Source organism: Sphingomonas sp. Leaf25 (assembly GCF_001421635.1).
Lineage (GTDB): Bacteria > Pseudomonadota > Alphaproteobacteria > Sphingomonadales > Sphingomonadaceae > Sphingomonas.
This window is the reverse complement of record NZ_LMKU01000003.1, coordinates 33,472-56,291: the sequence shown is the minus strand read 5'-3', so window position 1 is coordinate 56,291 and position 22,820 is coordinate 33,472. Positions and strand designations below refer to the sequence as shown.

General features: G+C 66.9%; 19 protein-coding genes. 7 read left to right on the top strand and 12 right to left on the bottom strand.

The window, feature by feature from the left end; genetic code table 11:
* Window positions 1-22 precede the first annotated feature (22 nt).
* The 7 genes from ASE78_RS01875 to ASE78_RS01845 are packed head-to-tail and all read right to left on the bottom strand — an operon-like array spanning window position 23 to window position 6,123.
* On the bottom strand, window positions 23-634 hold the full coding sequence (locus ASE78_RS01875; protein ID WP_056492470.1) for a LutC/YkgG family protein: 612 nt from the start codon (window positions 632-634) through the stop codon (window positions 23-25).
* The gene (locus ASE78_RS01870; RefSeq protein WP_056492467.1) at window positions 631-2,025 is read right to left on the bottom strand and encodes a lactate utilization protein B; all 1,395 of its coding nucleotides are present in this window, start codon (window positions 2,023-2,025) and stop codon (window positions 631-633) included. Before ASE78_RS01870 ends, ASE78_RS01875 begins: the two co-directional genes overlap by 4 nt.
* A complete protein-coding gene (locus ASE78_RS01865) occupies window positions 2,022-2,777 on the bottom strand; it encodes a (Fe-S)-binding protein (RefSeq protein ID WP_056492464.1) in 756 nt (251 codons plus the stop codon). The genes ASE78_RS01870 and ASE78_RS01865 overlap by 4 nt, the downstream gene beginning before the upstream one ends.
* Window positions 2,774-3,724, bottom strand: coding sequence for an alpha/beta hydrolase (locus ASE78_RS01860; protein WP_056492461.1), 951 nt, complete (start codon window positions 3,722-3,724; stop codon window positions 2,774-2,776). The genes ASE78_RS01865 and ASE78_RS01860 overlap by 4 nt, the downstream gene beginning before the upstream one ends.
* Entirely contained in the window at window positions 3,715-4,494 is a 780-nt protein-coding gene (locus tag ASE78_RS01855; protein WP_056492459.1) for a rhamnogalacturonan acetylesterase, read from the bottom strand. The genes ASE78_RS01860 and ASE78_RS01855 overlap by 10 nt, the downstream gene beginning before the upstream one ends.
* Window positions 4,491-5,255: an SDR family NAD(P)-dependent oxidoreductase gene (locus tag ASE78_RS01850; RefSeq protein WP_056492852.1), complete on the bottom strand. Its 765-nt coding sequence runs from the start codon at window positions 5,253-5,255 to the stop codon at window positions 4,491-4,493. The genes ASE78_RS01855 and ASE78_RS01850 overlap by 4 nt, the downstream gene beginning before the upstream one ends.
* A gap of 13 nt (window positions 5,256-5,268) precedes the next feature.
* Window positions 5,269-6,123, bottom strand: coding sequence for an IclR family transcriptional regulator (locus tag ASE78_RS01845; protein WP_056492456.1), 855 nt, complete (start codon window positions 6,121-6,123; stop codon window positions 5,269-5,271).
* Between the two features lie 194 nt (window positions 6,124-6,317).
* Between ASE78_RS01845 and rhmD the strand changes: the two genes are divergently transcribed.
* The 6 genes from rhmD to ASE78_RS01815 all read left to right on the top strand — a co-directional run bounded on the left by rhmD (window position 6,318) and on the right by ASE78_RS01815 (window position 12,128).
* On the top strand, window positions 6,318-7,508 hold the full coding sequence (gene rhmD / locus ASE78_RS01840) for an L-rhamnonate dehydratase (protein WP_056492453.1): 1,191 nt from the start codon (window positions 6,318-6,320) through the stop codon (window positions 7,506-7,508).
* A 10-nt stretch (window positions 7,509-7,518) separates the two neighbouring features.
* On the top strand, window positions 7,519-8,373 hold the full coding sequence (locus ASE78_RS01835) for a fumarylacetoacetate hydrolase family protein (protein WP_056492450.1): 855 nt from the start codon (window positions 7,519-7,521) through the stop codon (window positions 8,371-8,373).
* Window positions 8,370-9,122 carry an SDR family NAD(P)-dependent oxidoreductase gene (locus tag ASE78_RS01830; protein WP_055756662.1) on the top strand — a complete coding sequence of 251 codons (753 nt, stop codon included), beginning with the start codon at window positions 8,370-8,372 and terminating at the stop codon, window positions 9,120-9,122. Before ASE78_RS01835 ends, ASE78_RS01830 begins: the two co-directional genes overlap by 4 nt.
* A 118-nt stretch (window positions 9,123-9,240) precedes the next feature.
* Complete coding sequence (locus ASE78_RS01825; RefSeq protein ID WP_056492448.1) at window positions 9,241-10,140, top strand: amidohydrolase family protein; 900 nt, start codon at window positions 9,241-9,243, stop codon at window positions 10,138-10,140.
* A complete protein-coding gene (gene rhaT, locus ASE78_RS01820) occupies window positions 10,137-11,195 on the top strand; it encodes an L-rhamnose/proton symporter RhaT (RefSeq protein ID WP_055756658.1) in 1,059 nt (352 codons plus the stop codon). The genes ASE78_RS01825 and rhaT overlap by 4 nt, the downstream gene beginning before the upstream one ends.
* A 6-nt stretch (window positions 11,196-11,201) precedes the next feature.
* Window positions 11,202-12,128, top strand: coding sequence for a putative molybdenum carrier protein (locus ASE78_RS01815; protein ID WP_082466956.1), 927 nt, complete (start codon window positions 11,202-11,204; stop codon window positions 12,126-12,128).
* Window positions 12,129-12,130: 2 nt separating this feature from the next.
* Here the strand turns inward: ASE78_RS01815 and ASE78_RS01810 are convergent, their stop codons facing one another.
* On the bottom strand, window positions 12,131-13,084 hold the full coding sequence (locus ASE78_RS01810) for a family 43 glycosylhydrolase (RefSeq protein WP_056492443.1): 954 nt from the start codon (window positions 13,082-13,084) through the stop codon (window positions 12,131-12,133).
* Complete coding sequence (locus tag ASE78_RS01805) at window positions 13,081-14,655, bottom strand: MFS transporter (RefSeq protein ID WP_082466944.1); 1,575 nt, start codon at window positions 14,653-14,655, stop codon at window positions 13,081-13,083. The genes ASE78_RS01810 and ASE78_RS01805 overlap by 4 nt, the downstream gene beginning before the upstream one ends.
* Before the next feature lie 118 nt (window positions 14,656-14,773).
* Between ASE78_RS01805 and ASE78_RS01800 the strand changes: the two genes are divergently transcribed.
* On the top strand, window positions 14,774-16,099 hold the full coding sequence (locus ASE78_RS01800; RefSeq protein WP_056492850.1) for an oligogalacturonate lyase family protein: 1,326 nt from the start codon (window positions 14,774-14,776) through the stop codon (window positions 16,097-16,099).
* Between the two features lie 54 nt (window positions 16,100-16,153).
* Here the strand turns inward: ASE78_RS01800 and ASE78_RS01795 are convergent, their stop codons facing one another.
* From ASE78_RS01795 to ASE78_RS01785, 3 genes are all read right to left on the bottom strand, one after another.
* On the bottom strand, window positions 16,154-18,514 hold the full coding sequence (locus ASE78_RS01795; RefSeq protein WP_056492440.1) for a glycosyl hydrolase 115 family protein: 2,361 nt from the start codon (window positions 18,512-18,514) through the stop codon (window positions 16,154-16,156).
* The gene (locus tag ASE78_RS01790) at window positions 18,514-19,626 is read right to left on the bottom strand and encodes a glycoside hydrolase family 105 protein (RefSeq protein WP_056492437.1); all 1,113 of its coding nucleotides are present in this window, start codon (window positions 19,624-19,626) and stop codon (window positions 18,514-18,516) included. The genes ASE78_RS01795 and ASE78_RS01790 overlap by 1 nt, the downstream gene beginning before the upstream one ends.
* 192 nt (window positions 19,627-19,818) lie before the next feature.
* Complete coding sequence (locus ASE78_RS01785; protein ID WP_321163071.1) at window positions 19,819-22,815, bottom strand: beta-galactosidase; 2,997 nt, start codon at window positions 22,813-22,815, stop codon at window positions 19,819-19,821.
* Window positions 22,816-22,820: the final 5 nt, after the last annotated feature.

Genomic DNA, 22,820 nt, shown 5'->3' with positions numbered 1-22,820 from the left:
CGGGCCGCACCCCTGCCGTCGACTATCCGACCAGCACGACATGCAGGAACCGTGGCCCATGCGCGCCGCGGACATATTGCCCTTCAATATCGGTCGTCCCCGACACGCCCGTCACCCAGTAATGCGCGCGGTGCCCGGCCAGATCGGCGGGAATATCCTCCAGCCGGTCGACCAGCGTGTCGGCCGCCAGCACGACGATGTGGTGCAGCGTCAGGAAGTTGGGCAGCATCGGTGCATCGGGCGCGGTTTCGAACACCAGCGACCCGCTTTCGGCAGCGCCCGCCTTCGCCACCGCCAGCGCCGCCGGCTGATCGGGCAGCGCGGCATCGGTGATCGCGAAGCCCGACCAGTCGAGCCCGAGCACCGCCGGATCGGGCGGCAGGTAGAGCGCCGGCGCGAGGCCGGCCTCGCCCAGATAGCGCCCGACCGCCGCCGGCAGCGCGTCCAACGCCTCGATCCGCTCGATCGTCGCCGACACGCTCGGTGCCGCCAGCCGGCCGGCGAATCGTTCGGCGAGCGTGCCCGCCGGTTCGGGTGGCCGCTCATTGCCTCGCACCAGCGCCGCCGCCTGTTCGGCGAGGTCCGCCGGCACCGCGCGGTGCAGCTTGCCGAGGATCGCGTCGCGCGCGCTCATCGCCGCTTGCCCTTGGCATATTGCGCCATGAACGTGCCGCCCTCCGGTGCCGGCATGTCGCGGTGCGCGGTCCACGCCCCGGCCAGCGGCAGTCTGGCGATCCAGCCGCGCTTCGCCAGCAACCGCATCGACCGCACCGCCGCCGCGCTCGCCAGCCGGTAGAGCCTGGGCCGCAGCACCAGCCGCCGCCACCAGCCCAGCCCCTGCCGCATCGTCACCGGCTCCAGCCCCTCGCGCCAGCTCTTCTCGCGCCAGCCGCGCAACAGGGTGGGGAGGGGGATGTTGACCGGGCACACTTCCTGACACCGTCCGTTCATCGTGCAGGCATGCGCCAGATCGCGGTTGGCCGACAGCCCGTCGAGCGCCGGGGTCAGCACCGCGCCCATCGGCCCGGGATAGGTGCCGCCATAGGCATGGCCGCCGACCTGCCGGAACACGACGCAGTGGTTCATGCACGCCCCGCAACGGATGCAGCGCAGCATGTCTTTCAGCGCCGCATCGTCGCGCATCGCGCTGCGGCCATTGTCGACCAGCACGATGTGCATTTCCGCCGGCCCGTCGCGGTCGCCGGCGCGCTTTGGCCCGGTATAGAAGGTCGTATATTGGGTCAGCGCCGCACCGGTCGCCGATCGCGCCAGCATCCTGAGCATATGGATCGCATGCGGCATCGATGGCACCAGCTTTTCGATCCCCGCCGTCACGATATGGACGCGCGGCGGCACGATCGACAGTTCGGCATTGCCTTCGTTGGTGACGGTGCAGATGCTGCCGCTATCGGCGATCAGGAAGTTCGCGCCCGAGATACCGACATCGGCCCCCAGCATGCCCACGCGCAGATGTCGCCTCGCGCTCTCCGCCATCGCGGCGATGCTTTCCTCGATATGCGGATCGGCATGTTTCGCGCGGAACAGCTCGGACACCTGCTCGCGGGTCTTGTGCATCGCCGGCCAGACGATGTGCGATGGCCGCTCGCCCGCCAACTGAATGATATGTTCGGCCAGATCGGTTTCGATCCGCTCGATTCCCGCCTCCGCCAGCGCGTGGGGCAGGCCGATCTCCTCGCCCAACATCGATTTCGACCGCGCGACCGATTTCGCCCCCGCCTTGCGGCACAGATCGATGACGATCTTGGCGGCCTCGTCGGCGGTCTGCGCCCAATGGACCTGCGCGCCCGCCGCAATCGCATTCGCCTCGAACTGTTCCAGATAATGGCCGAGGTTGGCGATCGTGTGATCCTTGATCGCCGCCGCCCGCGCCCGCGCATCCTCGAACGCCGGAAACGCTGCCACCGCCGCCGCGCGCTTGGCCTCGGCGGTGCCGGCGGTGCGTTCGACCGCGATCTTCAGGATCGGATCGGCCAGCGCCAGCTCGACCCGTTGTCCAAAGCTCATCGCGTTTCCCCGATCGCCGGGCCATCGCCCATGCCCGCCAGCACCTCGACGGTGTGGAACGCGCGCACCCCGCTGCCGCGCCGGTGCAGCTTGCCCGCCATGTTCATCAGGCAGCCGAGATCGCCCGCCAGCAGCAGCGCCGCGCCGCTGTCCTCGATCGCCTGTGCTTTTTCCTCGACCACCGCGTTCGAGATGGCGGGATATTTCACGCAGAAAGTGCCGCCGAACCCGCAGCAGGTTTCCGCGCCTTTCAGCGTCACCTGCTCCAGCCCGGCGACCGCGCCGAGCAGGGCGCGCGGCTGACGCTTGACGCCCAGTTCGCGCAAGCCGGAACAACTGTCGTGATAGGCCGCGCTCGTCGCAAGCGCGACGCCGGCGGGCCGCCAGCCCTGTGCGTCGAGGAACGACAGGATTTCATGCGTTTTGGCCGACACTGCTTCCGCCCGCGCCAACCATGCCGGATCGTCGGCGAACAATTCGGGATAATGGGCCTTGATCGTGCCGCCGCATGATCCGCTCGGCACGACGATCGTGTCGTACGGTTCGAGCGTGGCGATCGTCGCCCTGGCGATTTCGACCGCGCCTGCCCGGTCGCCCGAATTGAACGCCGGCTGCCCGCAACAGGTCTGCCCCTGTGGTACGACGACGTCGAACCCGGCTTCTTCCAGCACCTTGATGCTGGCGAAGCCGATCGATGGCCGCATCGCATCGACCAGACAGGTGACGAACAGGGCGACGGTCGGTCGGGTCACAGGCCGTGCCGCTTCGCCCAGGCGAAGAACAACCGCGTCCAAGGTGCCGGTTGTCCGTCGATCGTGACGCCAAAGCCATGGCCGCCGATTTCGGGCAGATAGGCTTCGGCCGGCACCTTCGCCCGGCGCAGCGCGGCGAGCAGCGCGAGACCGTTGTCGACCGACACGACCCGGTCATCGATCGCATGGGCGATGAACGTCGGCGGGCTCGCCGCCGTGATCCGCGCGTCGGTGCGGTAACGCAGCGCGACATCGGGCGCGGGGGTCTCGCCCAGCAACTGGTCCTGCGATCCCCGGTGGGTGCCCGGCACCCCCATCAGCGCGACCGGATAGAGCAGCCCCGCCGCGCGCACGCCCAGCGGCTGGGCATCGGCGGCATCGACCGCGCGGTACGTCTCGTCACCGCGATACGCCAGCATCGCCGCCAGATGCCCGCCGGCGGAAAAGCCCATCACCCCGATCCGGTCGATCGCGACGCCATTGGCCTTCGCCTCGGCCTTGACGAGCCGCAGCGCGCGCTGCGCGTCCTGCAACGGTGCATCGGGTCCCGCCGCCCACGGATCGCCCGGCAGGCGATATTTGAGCAGATAGGCGTGATAGCCCTGATCGGCGAAGAATTGCAGCAGCGCCCGGCCGCCATTGCCGATCGCGACGCGCAGATAGCCGCCGCCGGGGATCAACAGGATCGCCGCGCCATTGGGTTTGGCCGGGGCGACATGCGCCATCGTCGGCGTGGTGACGTGGAGGAAGGCGGTGTCGTCCTTCGGACCGGTCGGTGAACGCGGGATTTCCTGCTCGACCTCGGTCACTTTCTCGCCGCCGGGTGCCTTGCCCGGCCAGATCGGACGATAGGTCAGGGGGGCAGGAGCCTGCGCCGGCAGCGCGGCGGCAAGCCCCAGCGCCACCGTACCGCCCAGCAGCGTCCGCCGTGCGAGGATCACCGACATGCCGTGCTTCCCAGCGGCGTCGTCCGCGTCAGGTTGGGGCGATCCTTCGCCACCTTCGCCGCCACCGGCAGCCCGGTACGCGCCAGATCGGCGGCGATCAGCTCGGCGATGCCGCGTGCGCCCAGTTCGCTGAAATGCGTGTCGTCGGCGATGCCGTCCTTGAACCCCGGCCAGCGTCCCGCCGGATAATGGAGGAACAACGCCTTCGACGGCTCGATCCCCTTGCCGTCGACCCAGCCGCGCGACGACGCTTCGAGGTCGATCAACTGCGTGCCCGTCGTCGCGGCGATGTCGCGCACCACCGCAGACCATGGGGCGAAGTCCGCCTTGGTCCTGCCGTCCGGCCCGAACGAGCGCCGCGTCACTGGCGTGATGAGGATCGGCGTCGCCCCGCGCCCCTTCGTCTCCCACACCATCCGCAGCAGGTTGTCGCGATACAGCGTCGCCGCCGGAGCATAGCGTTCGGGCTTGTTCTGGCTGGCGTCGTTGTGGCCGAACTGGATCAGCACCACGTCGCCCGCTTTCATATCGGCCATGATTTTGTCCCATCGCCCCTCGGCGATGAAGCTCTTGGTCGAACGGCCACCCATCGCCCGGTTCTCGACGCGGACGTCGCCGGTGAGGCCGCACGGCAGCATCTGCCCCCAGCCGGTCTGCGGATAGCGATCCTGCTTGTAGGTCTGCGCGGTCGAATCCCCGGCGATGAAGATCGTCTCGGCGGTGGCCGGCGCGGCGGCCAGCAGCGCGAGGGCGAGTGCGAGCGGCCTCACTGGAGGTTCACGAACATGCCGCCGTCGACCAGCAGCGCAGCACCGGTGACATAGGCCGCCATGTCGGAGGCGAGGAACACGATCGGCCCGACCATGTCCTCCGGTTGCCCCAGCCGCCCGAGCGGCACGCGGCTTTCCATATATTTGCGCTTGCCCTCGTCGGCGAGGTCGTCCTTGTTGATCTCGGTAAGGATCGTGCCGGGCAGCACCGAATTGCAGCGGATGCCGTGCCGCCCGAGCGCAATGGCGGTCGACTGCATCAGCGAATGGACCCCCGCCTTGGTCGGGGTATAATGCGTCTGATATTCGCCGCCGACCAGCGCCGAGATCGACGAGACGGCGACGATCGCGCCGCCTTCGCCCTGCTCGACCATCGCCCGCGCTGCCGCCTGGCACATGTAATAGGCGCCGTGCAGGTTGACGCGCAGCGTCCGCTCCAGCGTTTCCGCGGGCATTTCGAGGAAGCTGTGGAACGGGCAGATGCCCGCGTTCGATACCATCACGTCGACCCGACCGAACTCGGCCACCGCCTTCGCGACGAAATCGGTCGCGGTCGCGGCCTCGGCCACGTCGCCCTTGATCGCGAGGCCGCGCTGTCCGGTCGCCTCGATCGCGGCGATACAGGCATCGGCGTCGGCATCGCGACTATGATAGTTGATGACGACGTTCGCGCCAGCTTGCGCCGCGCCGATCGCCGCCGCGCGACCGATGCCGGTCGACGCCCCCGTCACCAATACCGTCTTGCCTTCCAACAGCTTCATCATGCTCTCCACATCATTTCCGGCGTCGCTTCTGCAACGCCTGGGTTTCGGGGGACCAGCCGAGATCGCGACTGATCCGCTCGGCGGTGCCGCGCACCTCGACGCTCAGCGTCGCCATGCGGGCATCGTCCATATATTGCGCGGCGCTCGACACGCTGATCGCGCCCGCGATCCGCCCCGACGCATCGCGCACGGGGGCGGCGACGCAGCGGATCAGATCCTCGTTCTCTTCAAGGTCATACGCATGGCCGCTGGCGACATAGCCGCGCATCCGCTCCAACCACACCGCGAAGTCGGGGCGGCGCATGCCCGGCGGATGTTCCGCCTCGAACACCCGGGTCCAGTGCGCCTCGTCGTCGTCGAGCAGCAGAGCCTTGCCCAGACCGGTCGAGGTCAGCGGCTGGCGATCGCCGATCCGGCTGGAGATGTCGACCCGCCGCCGCCCCGGTATCTTGTCGAGATACAGCGCCAGATTATCGTCCAGCCGCCCGAAATGGACGGTATCCTCGCTCTGCGCCGCCAGTTCCTCGATCCGCGGCCGGGCGATCTGCACGATGTCGGCCTGTCCCTGCGCCAGAAAGCCGAGCTGCAACAGCTTCGGCCCCAACAGATAGCCCTCACGCGGCAGGAAGGTCAGGAAACCCCGGTCGATCAACGCATTGGCAAGGCGATGCGTCGTCGAGCGCGTCAGCCCCATGCGCTGCGACAGTTCGGCCAGCTTCACCGGCCCGTCGATCACCTGATCGAGCAGGTCGAGCCCACGCACCAGCGTCTGGCTGCCTTGCGTCTTGTTCTCCGGCCTAGCCCCCGTTTCCAGCGGAACGGCGGCGTCGGACGGCGATTCTTCGTTTGACGGGTTCTGTCTCATCTAGTAGCATCCTATCCCATAAAGTGAGAAAGTAAACCAGCCGGAGCGGATGTTTCGCGGCACTCGCCGCAAAAAGGGTTCCAACTATTCGACCATATGCCGACATCGTACCACATGATGGTACGGCTTGGCGTGTGGTTTTCCAGTTCAGTCGGCGGCGGGCAAGTGCGCGCGCCCAAGGATAAGGTGTGGCAATGAAGGCGGCGCTTCCCAGGATCAAACACGTCCGCGCGTTCACCGTGCGTGGCGGCGGTGCGGATTATCACGACCAGCAGGGCTATCACTGGATCGACGATCACATCGCGACGCCGATGAGCCGCTATCCCGAATATCGCCAGTCGCGGCAGAGCTTCGGCATCAACGTGCTCGGCACGCTGATCGTCGAGATCGAGGCGGAGGACGGCACGATCGGCTTCGCGGTCACGACCGGCGGCGAACCCGCCTGCTTCATCGTGGAAAAGCATCTCGCCCGCTTCCTCGAAGGCCGCAGCCCGACCGAGTATGAGAAGATCTGGGACCAGATGTACTTCTCGACCCAATATTACGGGCGCAAGGGACTGGTGGTGAACGCCATTTCCGGCGTCGATCTCGCGCTGTGGGACCTGCTCGGCAAGCTGCGCGACGAGCCGGTGTACCAAATGCTGGGCGGCGCGGTGCGCGACGAGCTGCAATTCTACGCCACCGGCGCGCGGCCCGATTTGGCCAAGGAAATGGGCTTCATCGGCGGCAAGATGCCGCTGCACCACGGCCCCGCCGAGGGCGTCGAGGGGCTCAAGAAGAATATCGCCGAACTGGCCGAGATGCGCGCGCGCGTCGGCCCGGACTTCTGGCTGATGTGGGATTGCTGGATGGCGCTCGACGTCGACTATGCCACCCGCCTCGCCCATGCCGCGCACGAACACGGCCTGAAGTGGATCGAGGAGGCGATCAGCCCCGACGATTACTGGGGCTATGCCGAGTTGAAGCGCAATGCGCCCAAGGGAATGCTGGTGACGACCGGCGAGCATGAGGCGACCCGCTGGGGCTTCCGCATGCTGCTGGAGATGGACTGTTGCGACATCATCCAGCCCGATGTGGGCTGGTGCGGCGGCGTGACCGAACTGCTCAAGATCAGCGCGCTGGCCGATGCGCGCGGCAAGCTGGTCGTGCCGCATGGATCGTCGGTCTACAGCTATCATTTCGTCGTCACGCGGCATAATTCGCCGTTCGCCGAATATCTGATGATGGCGCCGGAAGCCGACCATGTGCAGCCGATGTTCCACCCGCAGTTGATCGGCGAACCCATCCCCGAAAACGGCCGGATGCGGACCAGCAATCTCGACGCGCCCGGCTTCGGGGTCGAACTGAACCGCGACCTGCCGATGCACCGCCCCTTCGAGCACTGAGAGACAGCCCATGAAATTCTGCCGCTACGGAACCCAGGGTAACGAGAAGCCTGGCGTCGTCGATAACGACGGCAACATCCGCGACCTGTCGGGCGTGGTGTCCGACATCACCGTCGATGCCATCGCCGGGCTGGACGTCGACATCGACAGCCTGCCCGTCGTCGACGGAACGCCGCGCTACGGCGTGCCGGTGAAGGGCATCGGCAAGATCGTCGCGATCGGGCTGAACTATGCCGATCATGCCGCCGAATCGAACCTGCCGGTGCCGGCCGAACCGATGATGTTCATGAAGGCGCTGTCGTCACTGACCGGCCCGAACGACGAAGTGATGATCCCACGCGATTCGACCCACACCGACTGGGAGGTCGAGCTGGCGGTCGTGATCGGCAAGACCGCGCGCTATGTGTCGAAGGAAGACGCGCTGGGCCACGTCGCCGGCTTCGCCATCGCCAACGACGTGTCGGAACGCTTCAACCAGAAGCAGCGCGGCAGCCAGTGGTCGAAGGGCAAGGGCCACGACAGCTTCTGTCCCGTCGGCCCGTGGCTGGTGACGCCGGACGAGGTCGGCGACCACCAGGACCTCGCCATGTTCCTCGACGTGAACGGTGAGCGGATGCAGACCGGCAACACCAAGACGATGATCTTCGACGTCGCCGAACTGATTGCCTACGTCAGCGAATATATCACGCTGTATCCAGGCGACCTGATGATTACCGGCACGCCGCCGGGCGTGGGCGAGGGCAAGAAGCCGAACGCCATCTATCTGAAGGCGGGCGACACGATGAAGCTCGGCATCGCAGGGCTTGGCGAACAGAACCAGCAGGTCGTCGAATGGCGCAACCTTGGCGACGCGGTGCTCGGATGACCATCTACGAAGGGCGCTTCGCCGGCCGCACCGCCGTCGTCACCGGCGGAGCCTCCGGCCTCGGCCGGGCGACCGCCAGGCGCATCGTCGCGGAGGGCGGACAGGTCGCGCTATGGGACCTGAACGAAGCCGCGCTGGCGCAGGCGAAAGAGGATGTCGGCGCGACCCACGTCGTGGCACTCGACATTTCGGACGCCGCTGCGGTGGCGCGGGCCGCGACCGACAGCCATGCCGCGCTCGGCGGCCGGATCGACGTGCTCGTCTGTTCGGCCGGGATCACCGGGGCGACCGTCCCGTTGCACGAATTTCCGATCGATAGCTGGCTGCACGTCGTCAACGTCAATCTGAACGGGCTGTTCTACTGCAACCGCGCGGTCGTGCCGCTGATGCTGGCGGGCGGCTATGGCCGGATCGTCAACGTCGCTTCGGTGGCGGGCAAGGAAGGCAATCCCAATGCCAGCGCCTATTCGGCGACCAAGGCGGGGGTGATCGGCCTCACCAAGTCGCTTGGCAAGGAACTGGCGGGCAAGGGCGTCATCGCCAACGCGCTGACCCCGGCGACGTTCGAAAGCCCGATCCTCGCGCAATTGCCGCAGAGCCAAGTCGATTACATGCGCTCGAAAATCCCGATGGGGCGGCTGGGCGAAGTCGACGAAAGCGCGGCGATGGTCTGTTTCATGGCCAGCGAGGAATGCAGCTTCACCACCGCCTCGACCTTCGACACCTCGGGCGGACGGACGACGTTCTGACGACCGACCGTACCTCCGCGCAGGCGGGGGTCCAGCGCCAAGCCGAACAACGGCTGGCGATCGTTACCCTGGACCCCCGCCTGCGCGGGGGTACGGGATGCAAAGGAGAGCGAACGCCATGGCCGGGCTGCCCTTCATCGATGCCCATGTCCATCTGTGGGACCTCGATCATCTCCGCTATCCGTGGCTGACGCCGCCGTTCGCCGACGATGGCCCCAACGGCTCGGTCGAACCGATCGCGCGCACCTATCTCCTCGACGATTACCGTGCAGATGCGGGTGCATGGGACGTGCGCGGCATCGTCCATGTCGATGCCGGTGCTGAGGCGAGCGCAGCGCTCGACGAGACTCGCTGGTTGCAGGGAATGGCAGATACGGCGGGAATGCCGAATGCGATCGTCGCCTTCGCCGACCTTTCGCACCCCGACGTCGACAGGTTGCTGGCCGCCCACGCCGCGCATGCCAACGTCCGCGGCATCCGCCACATCGTCAACTGGCACGCCGACCCGCGCCGCACCTACACGCCGCGCGACGTGACGCGCGACGACGCATGGGCGGCGGGCTATGCCCGGCTGGCGGAGCACGGGTTGAGCTTCGACCTGCAAGCCTATCCCGGCCAGTTCGCCGGTCTGGCGCGGCTGATCGAGCGCCATCCCGAAACGCCGGTGATGATAAATCACATGGGCATGTGCGTGCCCGGCGAGGAAGCCGAATGGCGCGCCGGTCTGACCGCGCTCGCCGCCCTGCCGCATGTTGCGATCAAGCTGTCGGGCATCGGCTTCACCTACCGGTCATGGACGCTTGAGCAGGCGAGGGGCCTCGTCCTCACCGCGATCGACCGGTTCGGCACCGACCGGGCGATGGTCGCCAGCGACTTCCCGACCGACAAGCTCTTCGGCAGCTTCGCCGCCACGCTTGGCGCGTACGACACGATCACCGCCGATTTCGGCGACGCCGAACGCCGCGCGCTGTTCGCCGGCAATGCCAACCGCCTCTATCGACTGGGCCTGACGCTATGACCCCCAACCCGTTGACCGGCGTGCTCTATCACTGGCTGGGCGGTTTCGCCTCGGCCAGCTTCTACGTGCCCTATCGCGGCGTGAAGCGCTGGTCGTGGGAGATCTACTGGCTGACCGGCGGCATTTTTTCGTGGGTGCTGGCGCCGTGGTTCTTCGCATCGATCCAGACCAACGACCTGCTCGGCGTGTTCGCTGCGACGCCGACCAGCACATTGTTGTGGCCGGTGTTCTTCGGCATCCTGTGGGGGTTCGGCGGGCTCGGCTATGGTCTGGTGATGCGTTACCTCGGCCTGTCGCTCGGCATGGCGGTGGTGCTGGGGCTATGCACCGTGTTCGGCACGCTGATCCCGCCGCTATTCACCGGCGAGTTCGCCGCCAAGCTGCTCGACACGCCCTCGGGCAACATCATCCTGCTGGGGCTCGGGCTGACGATCGCCGGCATCGTCGTGGTCGCGCTGGCGGGGGCGAAGAAGGATCAGGCGCTGTCGCCCGAACAAAAGGCCGCCGCCGTTGCCGAATTCGATTTCCGCAAAGGCATCGTCGTCGCGATCTTCGCCGGGATCATGTCCGCCTGCTTCGCCTTCGGTCTTGCCGCGGGCGAGCCGATCAAGGCGCTGTCGGCGGCAGCGGGCACCGGACCGTTGTGGACCGGGCTGCCGGTGCTGTGCCTCGTCATGTTCGGCGGCCTGTTGACCAACGCGGTGTGGTGTACGATCCTGATCGCGCGCAACCGCAGTGCCGGGCAATGGCTGGGGCGCGGCGAGGCGAAGGGCGCGCCGATGGCGCTCAACTTCGCACTGTGCGCGCTGGCCGGCACCGCCTGGTATTTCCAGTTCTTCTTCTACACCATGGGCGAAAGCCAGATGGGGCGGTACGGCTTTTCGAGCTGGACGCTGCACATGGCGTCGATCATCATCTTCGGCACGCTCTGGGGCTTCGCGCTGCGCGAGTGGAAGGACGCCGCCCCCAGGACCCGCGCGCTGGTGTGGGCCGGGGTCGGCCTGCTGATCCTCGCTACGATCGTGATCGGGTATGGGAATATGATCGGGGGGTAGGTGCCGATGAAGATCATTTCCGGGGGGCAGACGGGAGTCGATCGCGCCGCATTCGACTTCGCGCTGGCCAAGGGCATTCCGCACGGGGGCTTCGTGCCACGGAACCGGCGGGCAGCGGATGGTGTCCTCGATCCGCGCTACACCGTCGTTGAGATCGCATCCGATGACGTCAAGGATCGGACCCATCTGAACGTTGAACTCGCCGACCTGACCCTCATCTTCACATCCGGTAAGCCGACGGGCGGAACCGAAGCGACCTTGAGCCATGCAAGGAATATTCTGCAACCGCCGGAGAGGGTATTGCACATCGACTTTGCCGCTGCCGGCTTGTCGGAAGATGCCAGTGTCGATGCCGCCATCCATGATTGGCTCAAGGCACAAACCCCATGGGCCACGTTGAACATCGCCGGACCGCGCGCGGAAGAACAGCCGGCGATCTATCTCAAGACCCTGTCGACGCTTCTTCGGCTGTCGGCAAAGGGTATACTGCCGGACTTCACAGCCCGCGAAACCGCGGATCGATCGTTCGATCAGTTCATGAACAATTTCCGGCATTGGGACGTCATTCGATGGACCGTTTCGATGGGATTGTTCGCATTCATCGCTACGGCCGTCGCCGCTGTGGTGGCGGCCAATCTTGATGCTACGGTGCGGCTGACGGTCTGGGCATGGACCGCCTTTGCGTTGAGCGGCATCTGTCTATTGTGGACCTATCTGCTGATCCGGCTCTGGCGTTACCATAATATCGCATGGGAGCGGACGATGAGGCTGGTCAACGGCGCCTACGATCCGCGCACCGCCATGCGCCTGTGCGAAACGCTGCCGTTCAAACTTAACTGGTCTACCGCGAGTGCGCTTTTTATCCTGATCTTCGCCGTGCTCGCGATCGCCGGGTTCGACGTCGGCATTTGGTGCCTTGCCCGGCAGACGTAATCTTACCGCAACGGCCGCACCACCGCCCTCTCGCGATCCACCGACAACACCCCGCCATCCTCGCGCAACTCGGCGATCTGGAGCACGCTGCGCCGGTGCCAGCGCGGGTCGCGCGCCGTCTCCGCCTCGCCCGATTGGTGGACGAAATAGACGATGAACGCCCGGTCGCCGACCACGACGATGTCGGGATGCTGCCCTTTTGCCCGGTCGGTCGGCCGCATGCCTGCCCCGGCCAGAAGATAGCCCGGCTGCCGGGTCCAGCGCGTCGCATCGCGTGAGGATTGTACCAGAAGCCCCCGCCACGCATCGCTCACCAGCCACCATTTTCCACGCCAGCGCACCACCTTCGGCCCTTCGCCCGGCGTGTCGGTCACGGTGCCCTTCACCACCCAGCGTTTCAGGTCACGGCTGTCGGCGTATTTGATCGCCTTGCCCGCGCGCTCGTCGTTGAACCACAGCCGGTAGCGCCCGCGCCCCAGCACCGCGACGCTGGCGTCGATCACCCGGTCCGATCCCAGATCGAGCCGCTCGCCACAGTCCCAGCGTTTGAGGTCGCGGCTGGTCAGATGGACGATGAAGCGGGCTGCGTTCCAGTCGCGGAACACGCCTGGCACCACCGTCAGCCACATATGCCACCGCCCGCCGATCCGCTGCACCTCGGGCGCCCATAAGGTGGCGCCGGTGCAGGCCTTCGGGATCGCCGCCGTGCCGCCGTAGCGCCAGCGCACTCCGTCCTTCGACCGGGCGATGCCGATCGCGGTGCCATGCACCCACGACACGTCCTTCTCGTCCGCGAGCGGCAGATCGGCGCGACGGTTGGTGTAGAACATCACCCATTCGCCGGTCCGCGTATCGCGCACCGTGGAGGCATCCGCCGCGCCGTCATGCACCGGATCGCGCCACAGCGGCACCGGCGCGGTCGTCGCCGCCTGCGCCAGCACCGCTGCCCAGATCATCGCGGCGGCTTCGTCACGTCGACGTCGTCCCACACGTCGACGTCAGGGTCGAACGGTTCGACATAGTCAGGGTTGGCGACCCGATTTTTGCCCCATAGCTGATGGTGTCGCCAGCCCGACAGATCCTCGACCACTGCCTTGTGCAGCGGATCTGGCGGGGTCGGATCGCCCGAGCGCAGCCGTTCGATCTCTTCCATCAAGATACCGTGCGTCGCCGGCGTCAGCCTGAAGCGTAGCGAGACGATAATGCCCAGCACCAGCACGCCGAGCGTTCCCACACCCAGCAGGACGGCAATGGTGTGAATTGCCTGCGGGGTCTGCACCTGCGCGCCCGACACGAAGCCGCCGGCCTGGATGATGAGGCCGACGCCCGCCACCGCCACCGCCTGCGTGAATTTGCGTACGAAGGTCATGACCCCGGCGAAGCTGCCCTCGCGGCGCTGTCCGGTCACGATCTCGTCCACGTCGGCCATGTAGTTGTACGTCGCCCACGGGATATAGTTGAGCGCGCCGCGCCCCAATCCCGCCAGTCCGATCGCCAGATAGATCAGCGGGCTGGTCGCGGTGGTGCCGCCCGCCCACAGCGACAGCAGCACGATCACGCCGAGCCCGAACGTCACCGCCGCCAGCCGATAGGCGAAGGCGGGCGAGGCGCGCAGCGCGAGGTTGATCGCGATCACCACCGCGACGAACTGCACGATATACATGGTGCCGAGCAGCCCCGACGCCATCGCCGTGGTCCCGGCCAGCGCGAAGATCACGAAGAAGGTGAAGGCCGCGTTGAAGATGTCCTGGCTGATATAGCCGCCGAGATACATGCCGAGGTGCAGCCGGAACGCGCGGATGCGCATCGTCGAGAACAGGTTGCGGTACAGCGCCTTGAACGCCGATCCGATGCCGCCCTCCCGGCGCGCGCCGGGCAGCGCGTCGAGGGGCAACGGCCGCTCCCAACTGAAGCGATACAGGAACGCCGCCGTCGCCATGAACAGCACGGCGAAAATGATGCCCATGTAGAAGAAGGTCGAGGCGCTGTCGCGGCCGAGATAGTTGATGAGCCACAGCGGCAGGAAGCCGGCAAGGATCGCCGCCGTCTGCCCGAACAGGATGCGGAAGCCGGCGAACTTCGCCTTGGTCTTGTAATCGGTCGACATTTCCGCCGCGAGCGTCTCGTACGGGATGATGACCATCGCATAGACGAGCTCGAAGCCGACATAGCTGACGAGGTAATACCAGAAGCTCATCCCCGGCAGCCACATCAGCGCAAAGCTGGGCAGCAGCGGGATCGCGGCGAGGATGAAGAACCGCCGCCGCCCGAACCGGCGGCCGAGCGCGGTGGTGCCGAAATGGTCGGAGACATAGCCGATCACCGGCGACGCGATCGCATCGAGGATGCGCGCGACCGCGAAGATCAGCGCCGCCTGTCCGGCGGTCAGGCCGCAGAACTGGGTGTAGAAGATCAGCACCCAGCCCGAGATGACCGCCATCGATCCCGCGCCAAGCACGTCGTTCGATCCATAGGCGAGATAGTTTATCAGCCGGACGGGGCGTTTGGCCGGGGGGGCGGAAATCACGCGCGCACTCTCCTATGCACATCCCGGACTTGCGCATCCGGCGTCATCATGCTCATAATGTGAAGCGCTATCATACTATGTGGAACATCTACAAGCGCGAATGGAGAGTGACATGGCGGTGCGATCCTTGTTCGCCGGCGCGGCGATGCTGGCGATGGCGTGGCTGCCGATGGCGCCGGCGGTGGCGAAGCCGGCGGCCGAATGGGTCGATGCGACGACCGGCCACCGCGTGATCCGCATCAGCCGCGTGCCCGACAGCACCAGCCTGTATTTTCATCAGAACAGCTATACGCCGCAGGGTGACCGCATGGTCGTGAGCGTCCCCGGCGGGATCGCGACGATCGACCTTGCGACATGGGAGATGAAGCCGCTCGTCTCAGGCCCCGGCATCACCCTGTTGTTCACCGGGCGGCGCACCCGCACCGCCTATTACGCCACGCAGCTTCGCAACGACGCCAGCGGCCCCTCGACCATCCATGCAGTCGATATCGACACGGGCAGGACCCGCAAGGTCGCCGACGTGCCTGGCGGCTCGATCGGCTCGATCAATGCCGACGAGACGCTGTTGCTGGGGCAGGTCGCGCTGGGGGAGGGAGGCCTGCGCCCTGACGGCACCCGGCAGGACCGCCGCCACACCCCCGGCCGCGTCGTGGGGCCGGGCGAGGCCGATTATCAGGCGATGCGCGCCGACGGCACGCCCTACAGCTTCGCCGAGGCCAAGGAGCGCCGGCTGAACGAACGGCTGGAGGCGCGCATCCCGATGGAAATCTTCACGATCGACCTGCGCACCGGGCAGCGCCGCGTCGTCACCGCCTCGACCGACTGGCTGAACCATATCCAGTTCTCGCCGACCGATCCGCAGCAGATCATGTATTGCCACGAAGGACCGTGGCACAAGGTCGACCGCATCTGGACGATCCGCGCCGACGGTTCGGGCAAGACGCTCGTTCATCACCGCACGATGAACATGGAAATCGCCGGCCACGAATTCTTTTCCACCGACGGCAAGAGCATCTGGTACGATCTGCAAACCCCGCGCGGCGAGGTGTTCTGGCTGGCGGGCTATGACCTGACCTCGGGCAAGCGGCACTGGTACAAGGTCGACCGCAACCAGTGGTCGGTCCATTACAACCAGATGCCCGGCGGCCGGCGCTTCTCGGGCGACGGTGGGGACGCCGAAATGGTCGCGCACGCGCCCGACGGCAAATATCTCTACCTCTTCACGCCTAGGGCAATCCCCGACGTCGCCGACATCCACGCCGCCGATGCCGACCGCCTGATCGTGCCCGGCACGCTGGAGGTCGAGAAACTGGTCGACATGCGCAGGCACGACTATCGGCTCGAACCCAACATGACCTTCACCCCCGACGCGAAGTGGGTCGTCTTCCGTGGCAATTTTGAAGGCGCCACTCACATCTACGCGGTGGAAGTGGCGAAGAAATAGTGGTTCGGGGTGGGCAGTTGCACCCACAACGCTCCCCGGAAAAGCGCCGACGCGCTACCTCCGCCGGGCAACCACCCGATCGACCAGCACGCCGCCCCCTGTCGCCGCCAACGTCAACGAATGTCGTCCACCGCCGACGCTGCCCGGCACCGCCACCACGATCCGGTTGTCGAGCACCGCCTGCGCCCACGCCGCATCCCCGGTCGCCCGCTCGACGACAAGCCGCTCGTCGCGCCCATCGATCCGAACCTCGACCTCCAGCGGCGCACCATCGGCATCGGGGTAGGTCGGCAGCAACTCCACTGACAACATCCACTCGCCCGCCGGCAGGTCGACCGGAACCGTTCCCGTCACCCGTTTGCCCGGCGTCGAGGCGAACACCGTCCCGCCGCGACCCAGCCCGGCGACCCGCCGCCACGCACCACGCATCTCGGACAGGTCGATAACCACATCCCCCGACGCCGCCACAGCAGGCGCGGGCACCAGCGGCCCGCCCAGCGCCGGCACCACCGGCGGCATGGTGCGATAGGATCGCCACTGGCCGTCCGCCGGCTCGACCGCCATGAACCCGCGCCACTTGCCGCTGTTATAGCGATCGGTCAGCGCCGCGATTCGCCGGTCGGCCGCCTGCGCCCGCGTCGCCTCAGCCAGCGCGGCGGGCAGGTCGCGGTCGCGCAGCCGGTCGTGCGCTTCGCCGGCGAACACCCGTTCGTTTGCCATCGCCGCCGCTTCGACCGGATAGCGCACCAGTTGGAAGAACGCATCGCGCCGTTCCGCCGGCACCTGCGGCTCGATCGCGTCGACCCGCGCCACCAGCGCGGCGAACGCCGCCCGCCTTGCCGCAACCTCGTCCTGCGGCATCGCGCTCGCGCGCGCCTTCTGCTCCGGCAGCCACCATTGCAGATGCTCGGGCCGCCGCGCGAAGTTCAACCGGTGATGCTCGTCCATCACCGCCGCGATGTCGCCGGCCAGCCCGGCCGCGACATTCTCCGCCGCCCAGTCGCGTACGAAGCCGGCCCGCGCCCGCACGCCGATGTCCCAGCCGAGCGACAGGAAATAGTCGGTCGCTAGCTCGGCGGGTTTCAGGTCGCCGACATTGGCGATCCACATCTCGCGCGCGCCCAAGTCCCAGGCCCGCCCCATCTCCTCGCCGATCAGCGCGGGCGGGGTGGTCGACAGCCACAGATAGCTGAGCGGCGCGCCCAGATACGACAAGTGATAATAGATGCCATGCCCACCTTGCCGCGCGCGTTCGGCCGGCTGGGGCAGGCGGCGGATATAGCCGAAATTGTCGTCGGGCCACATCAGCGTCACATCGCCCGGCACCTTCAACCCGGCGCGGTAGATGTCGAGCACCTCCTTGTACGGCGTGAACACCTGCGGCCCCTTCACCCCGTTCAGCATCGCGCGCTGGTCGGTCAGGATGCGCGTCACCAGCGCCTGTTTCTCCGCCATCGTCGCCGCACCGACGATCCCGCTGTCATGGATGCCGCGCATCCCCAGCGTCCACGCACTCTCATAGCCGCCGTTGGTCGCCACCCGTTCGCGCCAATAGGCGGCGACCCCGGCCGGGTTGCGCGCATAGTCGAAGTCCGCCGCCGGCGCGGTCCATTCGCCGACGTTGTTGCGCAGCATTGGCTCGGCATGGCTCGACCCCATGACGATCGCATAGCGATCGGCCAGCGCGGCATTGGCCGGGTTCGCGTTGAACGCCGGCGTCACCTTGTGCATCGCCGGCCACAGCATGTTCGCCTTCAGCCGCAGCAGCAGCCCGAACAGCTTGCCATAGGTTTTGGGGCCGATCCCCTTCGCCTCGGGCTCGAAGTTGGTCGCAGCCCATGGGTGCAGCCCCCAATCCTCGTCGTTGAGGAAGATGCCGCGATATTTGACCGACGGCCCGGCGAAGCGATGCGTGCCCTTCGCGACATACAGCGCCGCGCGCCGCTGTGGCGTGACGTCCGCCCACCAGTTCCACGGGCTGACCCCGATCGCGCGCGACAGGTGATAGGCGCCGAACGCCGTGCCCCGCCGGTCGCTGCCGACGATCACCAGCGCCTGCGCGACTCCCGGTGCCGGCCGGTCGACCGTGGCGATGCGGAACTGCTCCCACGCGCCGGTCAACCCGCGCGTATCGATCCGGCGCTTGGCCGCCAGCCGGTCGATCGCGGCATTGTGTCCCAGCGTCCCGATCCAGATCTGCCGCTTGCCCGCCGCCGGCTGCGTGCCCAGCACGCTGACGAGGTCGCCGCGAAGATCGGCGGCGGCGATGCCCACCACCGCCGCGTCACCCGGATCGGTCACGACCTGCGCCCCGGCCAGCGCGAAGCCGCCCGGCGTCTCGCCCACCAGATCGCGGGCAGGGGCGGCGACCGGCAGCAGCACGCCGGCCACCACCATGATCGCCGCCCGGCGCATCAGATGTACGTCCGCAGGAATTCGGCCAGCGCGCAGACGGCAAGGCTCTGGCCGTACGGCATCGAAGTCAGCGCGATGTCCTTGTAGAATTGCTGGGTATCGCCCATCGCTGTGCCGAAGCTGACCTGGCGCAACTCGCCCTTGTCGTCGATATTGGCCAGCACGCCGCGCACCGCCTTGATGCCGATCGCCTCGTAATGGCGCGGCAGATAGCCCTTCCGCACCGCCTTCAGGATGCCATAGGCGAAACCGGCGGCGGCCGATGCTTCCAGATAGCTCGTCGGATCGACGATCAGCGTATGCCACAACCCGCTTTCGTCCTGCGTTTCCGCCAGCGTCTTGACCTGCGCCGCCAGCGTATCGATCAGGAAGGTGCGGAACGCATCGCCGACCGGCAGATCGAGGATCTCGATGATCTCGGGGATCGCGATCGTGACCCAGCAATTGCCGCGCGCCCACAGCGCCTCGGCGAAATTGTGCCGCCCGTTGAAGTCCCAGCCGTGGAACCACAGCCCGGTCTTCTTGTCGAACAGATATTTGATATGGACGAGGAACTGGCGTTTCGCCTCCTCGACATACTGCGGGCGGTTCAGCAGCAAGCCGATCTTGGCCAGCGGCAACACCGACATCATCAGCGTGTCGTCCCACATCTCGCCCGGGTTTTCGTCGTTGTAGACGATGTGCTGGAACCCGCCCTCCTCGGTCTTGGGCAGGCCGTCGGGGGCCATCAGCCATTCGGCCCAGGTGTCGAGATAGGGGATGTAGCGCGGATCGGGCTCGTGCTCATAGAGATACGCAAGCGTGATGAACGGCGCGACGGTGTTGATGTTCTTGGTCGGCGTGCCCTCGGCGAAGCGATCCTCGAACCACTGCTTGATAATGGCCAGCGCGGCCTTGTCGCCGGTCTGCTCATAATAGCGCCACATGCCGAACAGGCCGACGCCGTGGGTCCATTCCCACCCGGCCCAGCCCTTCGTGTCGATGATCCGGCCATCCTCCAGATGGAGCAGGAATTCGCCCGTCTCGTCCTTGATGTTGACGAGGTTGTCCATCAGCAGGGCGATGGCATCGTTCACCTGTTGGCGGGGAATGTCGTGGGTCAGCGCGGCCATGATTGCTCCGGTAGAATAGGGTTGGTTCGTGGATTTTTGGTGCGGAGCAGATACCCCGCAGGATTCGTCACCCCGGACTTGTTCCGGGGTCCACCGCGCGGCGGGCGGTGCCGCCCGAGACGGGAACGCCAGCGCAAGCGGTGAAGTGGGCCCCGGAACAAGTCCGGGGTGACGGGGAGGGCGAAGGCATCATCACTTCGCCAATACCGCAGGCGCCTCAACCATCCGCACCGGCAATCCGCCGCGCACGTTGCGCATCGTCACTAGCTTGACCGTTTCAAGGGCATTGCCCGGCTGCCCATCGCTGGTGACGGCGAGCGACAGCACGTTGCGCCCGCGATGGTTCAGGATGCCCTCGGGGATCACGAAGGTCCGCTGCGGCCCGACATGGGCGATGAACTGGCCCATATGCCATCCGTTGACGAAGATCAGCACGCGGTAGTCGACCGGCGAACGCGGGACCGACGCATCGCCGAACGACACGCCGATCGTCGCATCCTGTCCCTTGGGTACGTTCAGGTCGAAGCTCGTGCGATACCAGCTCGTCCCCGCCGGGGCGGCACTCGCCGGTACCGTCGCCTTTGCCCAGCGTGTATCGTCGAAGCCCGGCAGGTGCCAGCCCATCCGCTCGCCATATTGGCCGCCGTTGTTGGGCACGCCGCGTACGGGATCGACGATGTCCTCGCCACCCTGCCGCCCCTGGATTTTCCATGCGATCGGGATCGCGAACGATGCGCCCGCCTGTTTTTCGACCGATGCCGACACCAGCCCGCGGGCTTCCTTGTGGAAATCGTCGGCGTCGAGGTCCCAGTTATGGCCGTTGTTACGCACCATGATCGACAGGACATGCTCGCCGGGCGTCCGCGCCTGCGCCGGCAGCGCGATCGTCGCCGCACCGGTCGTGACCGGTCGCGGCAGCCCGCCGGGCAATTCGTCCTGCCCGATCAGCTTGCCGTCGAGAAACACCTGCGCTAGCCCCGAACCACCCGCGCCATAATAGATGCGCAGCCGCTCGGCATCGGCGGTGCCGGTGAAGCGCCCGCGATACCATACGTCGCCCTCGTGAAAGCCGTATGCGTCCATCAGCATGTTGGGCTGCCCGTCGGGCCGCGCGGTGATGCTGGCATAAGCGCGGTTGTCGATCGCCTGCCAGGTGCCGTCGTCGAAACCGGGTTCGGCCTCGGGTGTGCCCGGCGCCATCCGCCAGTCGGCCAGCACCGGCAACGTCACCGCCGCCGGACCTGCCAGGGGGGCACGCGCCACGATGCTCCCGGCGCTGCCGGCTGCGGTCGCGACCCGCGCACCGTTCCACGTCAGCCCGCGAGCGCGCCGGGGTCCCCAGACCTCCAGCGGCGTTGCCTCGCGCGTGTCGCCGATCAGCGCGATCGTGCCGCCGGTCGCCCGAACCGATCGCACCAGCGCCGGCCCGCGCACCAGCACGTCGCCATGCTCCCAGAATTTCGCCGCCTCGCCCTCGTCGCCGATCAGCAGCGTCAGCGGCGGCCGTCCGCCGCCCGACACCGCGACCCGCGCCAGCGTGCCATGGATATAGTCGAGCCGCAGATCGCCCTTCGCCGCATCGAACGACGACCGCACGTCACCGTCGATCACCCGCACGGTCGGCGCGCTGGTATAGCGCAGCACGGTCGTCCCGGTTTCCTGCGCCCGCCCGTACAGCAGCGCCACGTCGCCGCCATCGATCGCCACATGGCTCTGCAATTCCGACGTGGCATACACCAGCCGCTGCCCGCCGAGATTGACCCCGGCGACCAGCCACTTCGCATCGAACCCGTTTAGCCGCATCTCGGGAAACGCATAGCGCCCGTCGGGCAGGTCGGCGGTGATCGTGAACCGGTCGTCGCTCGCCTTGTTGGACGGATTATGCGTCACCAGCAGGAAACGCGCATCGGTTTCGGGCGACTTGTTATGATAGACCTGGATATTGGGCGACGAGATCGTCACCGGCCCCGCCGGGACCATGCCCGCCAGATCGGGCACCGACCGGATCAGCCCGGCCAGCGCCTTCAGCTCCTCGGCCTTCTCGCGCACTTCGCGCGTCTCGCTGAACGCAGCGCCATAATCATAGCTGGTGAAGACTACGGGGGCGGGTAGCCAGCCCCAGCTCGTGCCGCCGAAGCCCATGTAGAAGCTCTGGATCGCGATGCCGTTCGCCAGGTTGGTGCCATAGAACACGCGCTGGAACCGCTTGCCACGCTGGATCGCGTTGCACTCGTATCCGCCGTTCGATCCCCAGTAATCGAACCAGCCGCCGCCGAACTCGGCAGCGAAGCCGGGCGTGTTCGGACTGGCCGACGCGCCACCACGCGCGCCGCCCGGGCCATAAAAGCCCCAGTCGGGCGCGGCCGATCCGCGTGTCGTCTTGCCGCCCACGGTGCAGGTGCCGCCGGGATAGCCGTCGAACGCATACAGGTCGGGCGATCCCTCGACCGTCTTGGCTACGTTCGATCCGCGCGGCGCCCAATATCCGTTGCGCCCCTGATCGTTGTGGAACAGCGGCACCGTGATGCCGTCGGCGCGCGCCTTGGCGTACAGATGGTCCATATACCGCCCCTGCGCCGGGGTGGTCAGCGCCAGTTCGTTCTCGATCTGGTGCAGGATGACAGTGCCGCCCTTTTCACCCTTGGGGCCGCCGTTGATCTGGTGGCGGGCGATGATCGGGTTTATCTGCGACAGCCATTCGTCGGCGGCGGCGAGATAGTCGGGATCGTCGGTCCGCGCGCGGGCGCGCTGGTTCTGCAACCATCCCGGAAAGCCGCCGCGCGTCAGTTCGGCATTCACATACGGCCCGGCGCGAGTGATGACGTACAGCCCTTCCTCGGCGGCGATGGTGAGTAGCCGGTCGATGTCGCGAATGCCGTTGAAGTCGTACTGCCCACGCTTCGGGCTGTGGAAGCCCCAGTCGAAATAGAAGGCGACGGTGTTGAACCCGCTGGCCTTCATCTTCTGCAACACGTCGCGCCACAGATCGGGGGAGGGCAGGCGGAACGCATGGACCTCGGCCGACCAGATCGTCAGCCGCTTGCCGTCGATCATTAGCGAGCGTGCGTCATAGGATACGCGATCGAACTGCTTGGCCGGCGCGCCGAAATTGGCGGTCGGCTTCGCGGTCTGCGCGGCGGCGGGTATCGCGGCCAGCGCGGACGCGGCGAGCAGGAAATGGCGCAACATCGACG